Genomic DNA, 13030 nt, shown 5'->3' on the forward strand with positions numbered 1-13030 from the left:
AGGATCCATGCGGGCGAGAAGGTGGCGGATCTTCCTCGGTGTGCTCCTGACGGCGGCCGTGTTCCTGGCTGCCGTGGCAGGTGACCTTCTGGATTTCATCCCCGGTCCGCTGAGTTTGTCGCCCTCCCATGTGGGCACCCTGCCACGGCCGGCGGTCTTGGGCCGACCGGCCATCGTGGTGGGCCGCTTGGAGGCCGGCGGGTCCGTCGATGCAGCCTCCCTCGACAGGATCGTCGATGAATTCACCTCCAGCCCCGGCCTGGGCGGGGACTACTCCTTCGTCATCGAACGGCCCGACGGTACCAGACTCGCCGGCAAGGATGAAAAGCGGTCCAGGGAACCAGCCTCCACCCTCAAGACCCTGACGGCGGCTGCGGCCATCCACGCTCTCGACATGTCCTCCACCTTGAACACCGATGTCATGCTCTCAAACGACGGCGGGACCTCGGGGAGGAGGGCCGACCTCCACCTGAGGGGGGGAGGGGACATGCTCCTGGGCAGCGGTGCCGATGACCCCCACCACGTCAACGGCCGCTCCGGACTGGGCTCCCTGGCCCAGAGGACGGCCCGCCTTTTGCGGGACCGGGGGATCTCCGCGGTGAGCCTGACCTGCGATGACACCTTGTTCGGTGGAGACGGAGCCCCGAAAGGAATCGAAAGGAACAATCCCGGAGGCATCTACTTCATGCCGCCCTCACCCATGGCCATCGACCAGGGCAGGGACTGGTCAGGCAGGGGGGTCCCTTCCGATCCGGACGGGGAGAACGGCTATCCGCCCCGATACGGACATCCGGCCACTAGGGCCTGCCAGGTGTTTTCATCCTCTCTCATAGGACAGGGAATCAAGGTCAACGGGAGCAGTGATCCCTCTTCCGCCCCCCTGCCCCCCTCCGGAAGGACGCCGTCCTCGGCCAGGAGGATAGCCCGTGGGCAGTCCGCCACCTTGGGTCAGATACTCGCCCTCATGCTGCGCAATTCCGACAACTCACTCGCAGAACTCTTCGGTCGCCTCGTAGCCTTGAAGACAGGCGGCGACAACAGTGCGAAAGGGGCGAAGGACGCGGTCCTCTCCGCTCTCAAAGCCGCCGGCATCAATGTGGAAGGGGTCACCCTGGCGGACTGCTCGGGTCTGAGCCCCGGCTCCTCCATCCGCGTGGAAACCCTGGCCGCCGTCCAGCGGCAGGCCCTCGCAGGGGGCGAGCAGGCGGACCTTGTGGAAGGACTCTCCGTCATGGGCCTGGTCGGGACGGCCGCCGGCCGGTCCGTCGGCGACGGTGTCCCAGGCCTGGCCAGGGTCAAGACGGGGACACTTGATGAGGTCACCTCAATGTGCGGCATCGTGTCCAGGAAGTCAGGCGGGGCACTTGCCTTCGCAGTCATCGTGAACAAGGCAGAGAACGGTTATGAGGCCAGTCAGGCCATCAACAGACTGGTGTCATCCTTGGTCGATCTGTGACCGCCCGCAGACCCGGCCAAGGGCCGCACCCGTCGCGCACGTGGTGGCGGGTCGCCCTGTTAGTGTGGGGGCCATGCGGGGGCGGGCTGATCGTCCGGTCTCGGGACGGAGGGAGTGATCGTATCGATGGCTTATTCATCTGAGATGAAGAAGGCGGTCGGTCTGGCGGGTGCCTGTCTTGACAGTGTGGGTCTGGGCCGCCAATCCGACCGCTTCGGCCGTCATGGCCGTCATCTGCCGGCCCCGGATGCACCCCTGGTCCTGGTCGCCTGCTCGGGTGGGAGGGACTCCCTGGCCCTCGCTTCGGTGGCGGCCATCGTCTGCGGGATGAGGGGGATCAGGTGCGGAGCGGTCCTGGTGGACCACGGCCTGTTCGAGGGTTCCGACCGGGTGGCGGCCCGGGCTGCCGACCAGTGTCGAAACCTGGGTCTGGACCCGGTTGTCACCAGGCGGGTGGAGGTGGCCAGGACCGGTGCCGGACTGGAATCCGATGCCCGAGACGCCCGCTACCGGGTCCTCACGGAGGTGGCCCGCGCTAGTGGCGCACAAGCCCTCCTCCTGGCCCACACCAGGGATGACCAGGCTGAGACCGTCCTCATCGGTCTGATACGTTCACAGGGACTGGAAGCCATAACCGGCATGGAACCGGTCTCAGCCCGTTGCGGTGTCCGCCTCCTCCGGCCCATTCTCGGCCTCTCCCGGCAGGAGACCACCCGGATCTGCAGGCAGCAGGGGCTGCAGTGGTGGGATGATCCGACCAACGGGGACGACCGTGACCGTGACAGCCCCCTGCCCCCTGATTATCCGCTGCGTTCGAGGATCCGGCACGACCTCCTGCCTGCCCTGACCAGCTTCGCCGGGAGGGACATGGCGGCCAGGCTGGCAGCAGGGTCAGCCCTGGCCAGGCGGGACGAGGACTATCTGAGGATCCAATCCGAGGCACTGAGGGAGAGCTCCTCCAGATCCCCCTCCCCTGAGGAGTCTCGACAGGGGGTGCTGGCCGTCCTCGATGCCGCTCGCCTCTCCCAGGGCCATCCGGCCCTGAGGATGAGGGTCATTGCTGAACAGCTGAATCGATTCGGGCTGGAGGCGAAGGCCAGCCGGGTCGCAGCCGTGGATGCCCTGGTCTCCGATTGGCACGGTCAGGGGGCGGTGGATTTTCCCAGCCGACATTCAGTCATCCGTAAGGGTCAAGTCATTCTCATATGCAATGATGGTGACCATGCGAATCGCTGATATTCAATCCCACATCGACCATGAATTGGTGTCACGGCAACAGATCGATGACCTGATTCAGAAGACCGCAGCTCAAATCAGCAAGGACTATGCCGGCAAGGACCTTATGATGTTGGCCGTCCTCAAGGGGGCTTTCAACACCCTGGCCTCACTATCGCAGGCGGTCAGCATACCGGTGCAGATCGAGTTCATGAGCATTTCCAGCTACGCCGGCGGCCGCACGGATGTCTCCCAGGGGGACATCAGGATTCGCATGGACCTGGAATGCGACGTGAGGGGACGCGACATCCTGATCGTCGAAGACATCATCGATTCCGGTTACACCCTTCATTGGCTGGTCGATGAGCTGAAATCCAGGGGAGCGGCCTCCGTGGAGATATTTGCCCTGCTGGACAAAAAGTCGAGGCACGAGGTCGATGTTGACATAAAATATCCAGGATATACGGTTCCTGATGAATTCGTGGTCGGCTTCGGCCTTGATTATGAGGAGCACTACCGTAATCTGGACTGCATAGCCGTGCTCAAGCCTGAAGAATATCGGAAAGACGGAAACGACGCAAAGGAAGCGGAGGGGGAGCACTCATGAGCTATCCGCAAGGACCCCAAGGACCCCGGCAACGCCCGCCCAGGGGTGAGGACGGCAACAAGAAGGACGGCAACAACCCCTTCAACTTCGTGGGGGGCGACCCCGGCGGCAACCGCTCCTTCTGGCAGTCCCCCTGGCTCTGGGCCGTGCTGGCGATCGTCATCATCTTCTGCATCTTCGGCTTCTTCAACAATCAGAACGGGGCCCAGAACATAGACACCAACGAGGGCATCGCCCTCCTCTCCGGCGAGACGAAGAGCGTGGAGCACCCTGGCCGGGTGATCGGCGTCACGAAGGCCGAGATCACCGACGGAATGCAGGTTGTCGAGCTCAAGCTGGATGAGAACTACATCAAAGAGGTCCCCGGTTTCAGGGGGAGGAAGGTGAGCAAGAACCTGGGCAAGGACGTGCAGTTCACCTACGTCTCGGCTCAGGCCACCCAGGTGGTCAAACTCATCGAGAAGGCCAACCCGCCCGAGGGCTACAACTCCGTAGTGCCCCACACCAGCCTTCTGACGAACCTCCTGATTTCGATCCTCCCCCTCCTGATCATCTTCGGCGTCTTCTGGTACCTCCTGTCGCGAATGTCGAATTCGGCAGGCGGCAACATGTTCGGCATGGGGGGCAAGAAGAACTCGGGCAGGCTCCTGGATGGGCAGACCCCCAAGACCAAGTTCTCGGACGTGGCCGGCGAAGAGGCCGCCGTACAGGAGGTCGAGGAAATCAAGGAATTCCTCAAGGACCCCTCCAAATACAAGGCGTTGGGGGCACGCATACCGCGTGGCGTCCTCCTCTATGGGCCTCCCGGAACCGGCAAGACCTTGCTGGCCAGGGCCATAGCCGGCGAGGCCTCCGTCCCCTTCTACGCCATGGCGGGTTCGGACTTCGTCGAGATGTTCGTCGGCCTGGGCGCCTCCCGTGTGCGTGACCTGTTCGACGAGGCCAAGAAGAACGCCCCCGCCATCATCTTCATCGACGAGATCGATGCCGTTGGCGGCAAGCGCGGCTCCGGCATGAGCGGGGGCCACGATGAGCGTGAGCAGACCCTGAACCAGCTACTGGTGGAGATGGACGGTTTCGACAACGACACCAACCTGATCATCATCGCCGCCACCAACCGGCCTGACATACTGGATCCGGCCCTCCTGCGGCCAGGTCGTTTCGACCGTCAGGTGGCTGTGGAGGCCCCTGACCTGGAGGGGCGTGAAGCCATCCTCAAGGTCCATGCCAAGGGCAAGCCCTTCGTGCCCGACGTCGACCTGCACACAGTGGCGGTCCGCACCCCCGGTTTCACGGGGGCCGACCTGGCCAACGTCCTGAACGAGGCCGCCCTGCTGACGGCCCGCTCCAATGCGCAGCTGATCGACAACAGGGCGATCGATGAGGCCATCGACCGCGTCATGAGCGGCCCCCGCCGCCGGACCAAGGGGATGGCCCTGGACGAGATGCGCAACACGGCCTACCACGAGGGAGGGCATGCCTTGGTGGCCGCCGCCCTGCACAACACGGACCCGGTGACCAAGGTGACCATCCTTCCGCGTGGCCGGGCACTGGGATATACGGCCGTCATGCCCACCGAGGACAGGTATTCGCAATCACGCAATGAGCTCCTGGACCAGATGGCCTACGCCATGGGAGGTCGTGTGGCCGAGGAGGTCGTCTTCCACGATCCGACGACCGGCGCCTCCAACGACATCGAGAAGGCCACCAGCATCGCCCGCCAGATGGTGATTGAGTTCGGATTCTCCTCCAAGCTCGGGGCGGTCAAGTGGGGCGAGGAAAACAGCCAGGACCAGGGCCTGGACGCCCTCAAGCCCAGGCCGTACTCTGAGCAGACGGCCGAGGCCATCGACTCCGAGGTCCACAAGCTGATCGAGACCGCCCATGACGAGGCATGGAGGATCATCACTCAGAACCGTGATGTCCTTGACGAGCTGGTCCGCCAACTCCTGGTCAAAGAGACCCTGAACAAGGACGAACTGTCAGCCGTCTTCGCCAATCTCCGGATGGCCCCGGTCAGGACCCTCTGGCTTTCCAGCGCGGACCGGCCCGATTCGGACAAGCCTCCTGTCGAGATTCCCGACTCTCTCAGGCGCAGTGTGAACGGACAGCCTGCCATCGAACCGCCTGCTGCAAGCGGTTCCCAATCATCGACCGACGGTCCTTCCGCCGGCCCACAGACCGGGGGAACCCGGTCGGGCGCAGGCCTGCCAGGCGGGACCGTCACGTCCGGCCCGCAGCCGCCTGCGGGCGCGGACGGCCAACCGCATGCAACACCCGGTCAGCCCTCCGACTGAGCCTGGACGGGGTCGGCACAGCGGCTCCTGGGCCGGACCGGTTCCGGCCCATCGGCGGGCGACCGGCGTGAACGAGGAAAGGGGGTTCTTGCATGGACTCGATTCGACTGAGCGGCATCCGCGCAGTGCCCTCGCAGCCAAGTCATGGTGAGCGATTCACCTACATGGTCGATGCCGTCCTCTACCTGGACCTGAGCGAGGCCGAACGTCTGGACGACCCCACCCATACGGTGGACTACGTCCAGGTGGCCCATCGGATCACCTCCCTGATCGAACACGAACCCTTCGGACTCCTGGAGACCCTTACCGCCAAGGTGGCCCATGCCATCCTCCTCTCACACCAGGTCAGGCGCACCCGGGTGACCGTCACCCGTCTGGGGGCCGACACGGGTATGGGGGTCGACTTCGATGTCAGCGTCACCCTGGAAAGGGCTGCTGACGGCGAGGAGGTCACATCGGCCTCCCAGGTCTCGGCGGCCCAGGCCTGCGATTCCTCACGGCGGGAGGAGGTGGTCGTCGGCCCTGCCGGACACCCGGCACTTGTCAGAAACACTTACGACGAATACCCGGACAGCGCACGCAACAGGCGGCCGCGGCAGGTCCTTGCCGGCGAGGGGGAGGAGCGGTCCTTCGGGCAGGCAGGGGCCACCCACCATGCCGTGGTCTCCATGACCGGGAACCTCGGTGACGTCAAACGCGCCATGTATGAGGCCGTTGTTTCCATGGACGGGATACCGGGCAGCCAGATAGAAGGCATCTCACCTCTGTACTCACTCCATACCACGGAACCGACGGACTACCTGTGCGCCGTGGTGATATTGGAGACCAAACTGGCCCCGCACAACCTCCTGTCCGGCCTGCAGATGATCGAGTCGGCGCACGGACGCTCCCACAGGATCCGCTGGGGGTCCTACCCCCTTGACCTTGACATCGTGGACTACGACGGCATCGAACTCGACGAAGGCGATCTCCGCCTGCCCCATATCCTGGCGGGCAGGAGGGCCGGGGTCCTGGCCCCCTGGAAGGACCTGGAACCCGATGCCGTCCTGCCGGGGAACGACGGCGGCCCCATCGGACTCCTTCTCGAACAGGCCCCCGACATCAACGCCCTGCGCAAGGTGTCGGACGACTGGATAGTGGGTGGTGCCGCATGAAGGCACGTCGGACGCCCGTCATCTACTACTTCGTGGCCCTGGCCCTGGGCCTTTTGGCAGGCCTCGGCCTGTCGAAATACAGCCAGTCCACCCGGACCGACCTGATGGGCACCCCCTGGATCGTACCTGCCCTCCTCTTCTTCCTGGGGGCGGCCATCCTGATCATGGCCATCCAGGTCCACAGGTACGCCAAGGGGGAGCGGCGACGTCTGGATTCCAGATTCGCCGTGAACGTCTTGCTCCTGTCCAAATCACTGTCCCTGGCCTGTTCGGCCCTCCTGGGCTGGTATGGTGCCCAGGCTCTCATGTGTCTGGGGAGGATGGAGGCACCTTATTATGCGAATGTCGTCCTGCGGTGCTCCGTCACAGCCCTGGTCTGCCTGGTGGACGTGATCATCGGAATCATAGGGGAGTGGCTCTGCCAGCTGCCTCCGGATGATGGCCCGGAAAGCCCCGAGTCCAAGCGCAACCGCAGGCGGCGCATGGTCGGGGCCGCAGGCAAGACGGAAGACAAGGGCGGGCAGCCATCCGTGCGGCGATGAACCCGTTCAGGGGCTGATTCCGGTCAGGCATTAGGTCAGGGGCCGTGTCTGGCACATGACCAGGTGGCGCCGCCGTTAGAGGGGCCCCGTCCCTACGGATCATCCGTCTGGAACGGGGCCCCTGGTCTATGTCGGGTTCAATGAATCTTCTTTTGGCCTCAGTCTTCCTCAGGAGCGGGTGCCATCCTGCCCCTGAGGGATGCGGATCATGGCCTCCTGGACCATGACGGCGGCCAGGGCCCCCTCCTGTGTGTAGACCTTGGCCACGCAGAGGCTGCGTCCGTGGTCGGCCACGGGGGCGTCCTGCACGTAGAGGTGCCACTCGCCCAGGTCGATGTCCTCATACCACCACATGGAGTGGTCGATGGAGGCGAATGATATCCCCTTGGTGGCGATGCCCAGACCTGACCGTCTCAGGGCGGGTTCCATCATGATCTGGTCACACTCCAGCGCCAGCATGGCCCGGTTCATGGTCTGGGAGACCTGGACCCTGCCATCCGTCCGGCTCCAGACCATCTGCTTGGCTGAATCGTTGGCCAGGGCCTCCTTGTCCACGCCCATGAGGACCGTTTTGCCAACGTGGCGGATGTCGAAGGCGGACTGGGTCACGTAGTAGTCGGCGAAGGCCGACTTGTCCGCGTAGGGCCTCATCAGGTCCTTGGCGCTGGTCAGATTCTCAGGGTCTGGCAGGTCGGCCGGCATGGGGTCGGCGAATTCAACACCATGCTGGCCTGCCTCCTGGTAGGAGGCGATGGTGGTCAGGATCGGTCCCCTGGACTGGGCCACGTCCACACGGCGGGAGGAGAAGGACCTACCGTCCCGCAGGGTGGTCACGTCCAGGCCCACCTCTTCCTCGATGCTCCCCGTGCGGATGAAGTATCCATGGATGGAGTTGGGGACCCTGCCCTCAGGGACGGTGGCGGCCCCGGCCATGATCGACTGGGCGATGATCTGGCCCCCATAGATCCGTTTGGTGGGGAAGTAGAGGGATTCTCCCTTGAAGGTCGCCTGACCGGCATCCTCTCCCTCCCTGGCCACGTCGAGTACCTTGACCACCTTCTCCAAGGGCGTCGGTTCCTGCTTCTGCCTCATATGAATCCTCATTCCCCCTCTGTTGGGCATGCCCATGCCACCACATGAATTCCGTCATTTTCCCCTGCCGCCTGCGATATTCGGCGGCTCTTGCGGTGTCCGGCGGCCTCCCCAGGCTGCCAGACGCCGTTTCCCGCAATTATTCCCGGTCCCTCACGACATGTCTGTCGTGGCGACCCGCATCAGCGGGTCAGCTTGCGGTGGATCCGGTGGGGCCTGGAGGCCTCCTCGCCCAGCCGCTGGACCTTGTTCTCCTGGTAGGCCTGGAAGTTGCCCTCGAACCAGTACCAGTTGGCGGGGTTCTCGTCCGTGCCCTCCCAGGCCAGGATATGGGTGGCGATCCTGTCGAGGAACCAGCGGTCATGGGAGATGACCACGGCGCAGCCGGGGAAGGCCAGAAGGGCGTTCTCCAGACTCTCCAGGGTCTCCACGTCCAGGTCGTTGGTGGGCTCATCCAGGAGGAGGAGGTTGCCCCCCTGCTTCAGGGTCAGGGCCAGGTTCAGCCTGTTCCGTTCACCGCCCGAAAGGACGCCGGCGGGCTTCTGCTGGTCGGACCCCTTGAATCCGAAGGAGGCCACGTAGGCGCGGGTGGGCACCTCGATACCGGCCACCTCGATGAAGTCAAGGCCGCCCGAGACCACCTCCCAGAGGTTCTTGTTGGGGTCGATGCCCTCGCGGTTCTGGTCCACGTAGGAGATCTTGACGGTGTCACCGACCTCCAGGGTCCCGGAGGTGAGGGGTTCCAATCCGACGATGGTCTTGAAGAGGGTGGACTTGCCCACCCCGTTGGGCCCGATGACGCCGACTATCCCGTTGCGGGGGAGGGTGAAGCTCAGATCGTCGATCAGGACCCGGTCGCCGAAGGCCTTGTGGATGTGTTCGGCCTCCAGGACCTTGGAACCCAGGCGGGGCCCCGGCGGAATCTGGATTTCGGAGAAGTCCAGCTTCTTGTTGTTCCTGGCCTCGTTCTCCATCTGCTCATAGCGTTCCAGACGGGCCTTGTTCTTGGCCTGGCGGGCCTTGGGAGAGGAGCGGACCCACTCCAGTTCGGAGTTGAGCCGCTTGGCCATCTTGGCGTCCTTCTGGCCCTGGATCTCCAGACGCTTGGCCTTGGTCTCCAGATACGTGGTGTAGTTGCCCTGGTAGGGGTAGAGGTGGCCACGGTCGACCTCGCAGATCCACTCGGCCACGTTGTCCAGGAAGTACCTGTCGTGGGTCACGGCCAGGACGGCTCCCTTGTAAGTGTGGAGGAACTGTTCCAACCAGAGTATGGATTCGGCATCCAGATGGTTGGTCGGCTCATCCAGGAGGAGGAGGTCGGGGGCCTCCAGCAGAAGGCGGCAGAGGGCGACACGGCGGCGCTCGCCGCCGGAGATGACGGAGACGGGGGTATCCGGATCAGGGCACTGGAGGGCATCCATGGCCTGTTCCAGCTGGGAGTCCAGATCCCACCCATCGGCCGCGTCTATCTGCTCCTGCAACTTGCCCATCTCGGCCATCAGGGCATCGTAGTCGGCATCCGGATTGGCCATCTCCTCGCCGATCTGGTTGAAGCGGTCCACCTTCTGCATGATGTCGCCGAAGGCCATCTTGATGTTCTCGCCCACGGTCTTGTCTTCGTCCAGCGGAGGCTCCTGCTGGAGGATGCCCACCGTGTAACCGGGGGTCAGCTGGGCCTCCCCGTTGCTGACCGTGTCCAGGCCGGCCATGATCCGCAGAAGGGTGGACTTGCCCATCCCGTTGGGGCCGACGACGCCGATTTTGGCCCCGGGCAGGAAGCTCAGGGTCACGTCGTCCAGGATCACACGGTCCCCGAAGGACTTACGGGCCTTGATCATTTGATAGATGAATTCAGCCAAGTGGCTACCTCACAGAATATAGAAATCGAGCTTTTACACTGGGTTCCAGTCTAGTGGAAACTTCAGACTTCACCAGGGTCTATGGCCTGCTTCAGCGGGCGGCTGACAGGAGGGGGATGGTTTCCGTTTCACCCGCCCCGGCCCATCTGTGACCCCGTCCGACGGGGGCGGGGCATAGGCCCCTGTGCGGTTCGGTCATCCCCTGGCGGGCGGTTCTCCCGGATCTGCCTGTTTTCCTCTGATGTGTGTGACCTTCTTCTCTCTTCAGCCGGAGGATGACCTGGCAAGCCCTCGGCTGGCGTAGTCTTATGGGCAGCGTTCCCGCCCGTCATACGCAGGTCAAGGGACGCTTGGGACGGGGTTCCTTACGGACCCTTCCGGATATCGCTGTGCGTATGGACGATTCGCAGGGACCGTAATAAGTCGCGCAACCGGTTTCGGCCAGTACCTGCCCTTGTCGGGTGAGGTCTTGTGGCCGGGAAGCGGGATCCACCGGTCCTGAGGATCAAGCCTGGAAGATGGAGGGCTTTTATGAAGACGATTGAACCGGCGGGCATCCGTCGCTCCCTGCGGTGGAGACCGCTTGACATAGCAGTGGGGGCCGGCCTGGGTGCCGTCTTCGGATTGGTCAATTGGGCGGCCAGCCTCCTTTCCTCATGGATCTTCCCCCTGATGACCGCCCTCCTGCCCGGTCTGGCCTCCCTCCTGCACGGGCTGTTCTACTTTCCCTGCACCCTGGCCCTGCTGATCCTGCGCAAGCCCGGGGCCGCCGTCTACGTAGGCGCCGTCAGCGTCCTGGTCGAGATCCTGCCCGGCAATGCATACAGCGGCCCCATGATCCTGATCGAGGCCCTGTTGGAGGCTCTGTGCGCCGAGGTTGCATACGGGATCTTCCGATGGAGGCGATGGACCCTGGACGTGACCCTCCTGGGAGGGATACTGATAGCCGCCGTCTATAACGCCTTCCTCCTGGCCTTCTACTACCAGGGGGTGTCCTTCTTCAGCCCCCGTGGTCTGATCGGAACCGTCTGCGAGCTGATCAGCGGCCTGGTCTTCCCCGGCCTCATCAGTTGGTTCCTCTTCAAGGCAATCCGGTCCACCGGCGCTCTGGACGGACTCCAGGCAGGTAGGGGGAGGGGCTGACGGGCCCGAGACGGTCAAGCGGGGATGTCGTGGGCACGGCTTTTGCTAATATCTATCTGTTGGCTGCGGTCAACATGGGGCCTTAGCTCAGTCGGTTAGAGCAAACGACTCATAATCGTTCGGTCCAGGGTTCAAGCCCCTGAGGCCCCACACGGTACGGAACCCCTGCAATCACAACGGTTGCAGGGGTTCATTCATAACCGGATACAGCGGGTCGGGAACCGAAATGTATGCTAAATGTATACCTTATTGCAATCCGAATCCCCCCCCCCTGCAAAAGAAAAGCCCCGCCGAAGCGGGGCCGAAGGCTGAGGGGAATCTAATCTATTTGAACAGGTCCCAGAGGCTGAAGGTTGTCTTCTTGTAGATCTTGTTGTAGGCGGCTTTCCTGGGGTTCCTGATCCAGCCCATGCCCTTCTTCCCGTATCCGGGGATGAGGGCCTTCTTCGCCTGCCGCTTCCATTTGCCCGTCGTGCGGGCGCTGATGGAACGCCTCACACTCGGCGTGCGCATGCCGAACTTCATAAGACCCCCTAGTCTTTCTGTATTACCAAGGTAAGGCCATTGTCCCCGCTGTATGACCACGTGGCCTTGTACCCATCCCAAGAGTCTGTCTGAGTGCCCGAAAAGCCCGTTGTGGCACCGATCTTGGCCTGTGTGGCCTTGGGTATGGGGAGAGCTGAGGCTACACAGGAATAGGCATCCATGCCTTCGGTTTCGTTGACGGTCAGAGTCGAATTGTGATCTGCGAGCGCCATGGAGTCCGCGTCGGCATCTTTGCATGAGTCATACACTTTGGAGAGCGCGCTGTGGTTCTGCCCGACGGTGATCACCTCAGCGGCCACTACAATCCCGCCGAAAATGAGCGTGGTCACAGCCAGGATGCCGGTACTCACGGCCAGGATCCTGGACCTTTTCTTATACTTCCTGAGGTCTGATGCCATCCTGTCTTCCGGCAAGAGTGGCATGCGCTGATCATAAGCTGGGTAGTACCCGTTCCCCGATGCCGGGTTAGACATAGAGCATCCTTCCACATGTCTTCCATGACGAAAGACACTTTATCAGGTGGACATGTCACCCTGGGCAAATGCTCAGAACGGCTTTGCGGGAGCAGCCAGGCTTGAATCAAGCAGCCGCTAGTAGTCCTGTATCACTTGGAGGGTCACGTCGAGTTCGCATGCGATCTGATACGGGGCGCCCTCGTACATGGCTTCGGCGGTCCGGCATGCGAACGGGTCGACCAGCTTCAATGCGGTCTCCCGTCTGGTGCGGTGTCTGACGCCGGCGCAGTAGACGCCGTCCACGGGGGTGTCCTTGTGCACCCAGTGGATGGGCTCGTGCAGGAGCGTGCACCGTTTCTGCGTGTAGATCAGTTCCGGTCGATGAGGATCGTGTTGGCGTGCCGGTCGTAGCAGCCTTCCATGTTCCCCTGCAGAAGGACGCTGGCTATGGTCACGTCGAGGTTGTCCGCCTGCCGTCGCATCTGCCCGTACGTCGTCGTTGTCTTGATTCCCTCCAGGCAATGCGGGTCAGCGTCCAACGCCGCCCTCTTCCTCCTGCTTCTTGCAGGGGTCGGTGGATGCGACCAGGGTCCGGTCGCAGGCTTTGATCCTGTCCAGCAGGTACAGGATTTTCTCGTCCGCGGAGAGCTGCAACGAATCGACC

The 13030-nt window shown here is 63.2% G+C and carries 14 protein-coding genes and 1 tRNA gene; 8 read left to right on the forward strand and 7 right to left on the reverse strand.

The window, feature by feature from the left end:
- Positions 1 to 7: 7 nt before the first annotated feature.
- The 6 genes from V6584_RS02215 to V6584_RS02240 all read left to right on the forward strand — a co-directional run bounded on the left by V6584_RS02215 (position 8) and on the right by V6584_RS02240 (position 7271).
- Positions 8 to 1456 carry a D-alanyl-D-alanine carboxypeptidase/D-alanyl-D-alanine-endopeptidase gene (locus V6584_RS02215; RefSeq protein WP_340468797.1) on the forward strand — a complete coding sequence of 483 codons (1449 nt, stop codon included), beginning with the start codon at positions 8 to 10 and terminating at the stop codon, positions 1454 to 1456.
- Positions 1457 to 1582: 126 nt separating this feature from the next.
- Positions 1583 to 2692 (forward strand): tRNA lysidine(34) synthetase TilS, encoded by a 1110-nt coding sequence (tilS, locus tag V6584_RS02220; protein ID WP_340468798.1) that lies wholly within the window; start codon positions 1583 to 1585, stop codon positions 2690 to 2692.
- Positions 2679 to 3278 (forward strand): hypoxanthine phosphoribosyltransferase, encoded by a 600-nt coding sequence (gene hpt / locus V6584_RS02225; RefSeq protein ID WP_340468799.1) that lies wholly within the window; start codon positions 2679 to 2681, stop codon positions 3276 to 3278. The genes tilS and hpt overlap by 14 nt, the downstream gene beginning before the upstream one ends.
- A complete protein-coding gene (gene ftsH / locus V6584_RS02230) occupies positions 3275 to 5575 on the forward strand; it encodes an ATP-dependent zinc metalloprotease FtsH (protein WP_340468800.1) in 2301 nt (766 codons plus the stop codon). The genes hpt and ftsH overlap by 4 nt, the downstream gene beginning before the upstream one ends.
- A 92-nt stretch (positions 5576 to 5667) precedes the next feature.
- Positions 5668 to 6729 carry a 2-amino-4-hydroxy-6-hydroxymethyldihydropteridine diphosphokinase gene (folK, locus tag V6584_RS02235; protein ID WP_340468801.1) on the forward strand — a complete coding sequence of 354 codons (1062 nt, stop codon included), beginning with the start codon at positions 5668 to 5670 and terminating at the stop codon, positions 6727 to 6729.
- Positions 6726 to 7271: a DUF3180 domain-containing protein gene (locus V6584_RS02240; RefSeq protein WP_340468802.1), complete on the forward strand. Its 546-nt coding sequence runs from the start codon at positions 6726 to 6728 to the stop codon at positions 7269 to 7271. The genes folK and V6584_RS02240 overlap by 4 nt, the downstream gene beginning before the upstream one ends.
- Positions 7272 to 7439: 168 nt before the next feature.
- Here the strand turns inward: V6584_RS02240 and V6584_RS02245 are convergent, their stop codons facing one another.
- Together V6584_RS02245 and ettA are read right to left on the reverse strand one after the other, a co-directional pair.
- Complete coding sequence (locus V6584_RS02245) at positions 7440 to 8363, reverse strand: acyl-CoA thioesterase (RefSeq protein WP_340468803.1); 924 nt, start codon at positions 8361 to 8363, stop codon at positions 7440 to 7442.
- Between the two features lie 182 nt (positions 8364 to 8545).
- Positions 8546 to 10222: an energy-dependent translational throttle protein EttA gene (gene ettA, locus V6584_RS02250; RefSeq protein ID WP_340468804.1), complete on the reverse strand. Its 1677-nt coding sequence runs from the start codon at positions 10220 to 10222 to the stop codon at positions 8546 to 8548.
- A 531-nt stretch (positions 10223 to 10753) separates the two neighbouring features.
- On the opposite strand from ettA, the gene V6584_RS02255 reads away from it, so the two are divergent.
- A complete protein-coding gene (locus tag V6584_RS02255; protein ID WP_340468805.1) occupies positions 10754 to 11365 on the forward strand; it encodes an ECF transporter S component in 612 nt (203 codons plus the stop codon).
- Positions 11366 to 11441: 76 nt separating this feature from the next.
- A tRNA-Ile gene (locus V6584_RS02260) sits at positions 11442 to 11515 on the forward strand.
- 174 nt (positions 11516 to 11689) lie between these two features.
- On the opposite strand, the gene V6584_RS02265 is transcribed toward V6584_RS02260, so the two are convergent.
- The 5 genes from V6584_RS02265 to V6584_RS02285 form a co-directional block, all read right to left on the reverse strand.
- Positions 11690 to 11890 (reverse strand): hypothetical protein, encoded by a 201-nt coding sequence (locus tag V6584_RS02265; RefSeq protein ID WP_340468806.1) that lies wholly within the window; start codon positions 11888 to 11890, stop codon positions 11690 to 11692.
- A gap of 8 nt (positions 11891 to 11898) precedes the next feature.
- Positions 11899 to 12333 carry a hypothetical protein gene (locus tag V6584_RS02270; RefSeq protein WP_340486154.1) on the reverse strand — a complete coding sequence of 145 codons (435 nt, stop codon included), beginning with the start codon at positions 12331 to 12333 and terminating at the stop codon, positions 11899 to 11901.
- A 168-nt stretch (positions 12334 to 12501) separates the two neighbouring features.
- A complete protein-coding gene (locus V6584_RS02275; RefSeq protein ID WP_340468808.1) occupies positions 12502 to 12669 on the reverse strand; it encodes a hypothetical protein in 168 nt (55 codons plus the stop codon).
- Between the two features lie 65 nt (positions 12670 to 12734).
- The gene (locus tag V6584_RS02280) at positions 12735 to 12905 is read right to left on the reverse strand and encodes a hypothetical protein (protein WP_340468809.1); all 171 of its coding nucleotides are present in this window, start codon (positions 12903 to 12905) and stop codon (positions 12735 to 12737) included.
- Positions 12895 to 13020: a hypothetical protein gene (locus V6584_RS02285; RefSeq protein WP_340468810.1), complete on the reverse strand. Its 126-nt coding sequence runs from the start codon at positions 13018 to 13020 to the stop codon at positions 12895 to 12897. Before V6584_RS02285 ends, V6584_RS02280 begins: the two co-directional genes overlap by 11 nt.
- Positions 13021 to 13030: the final 10 nt, after the last annotated feature.

It is taken from the genome of Bifidobacterium favimelis, assembly GCF_037963085.1.
Lineage (GTDB): Bacteria > Actinomycetota > Actinomycetes > Actinomycetales > Bifidobacteriaceae > Bombiscardovia > Bombiscardovia favimelis.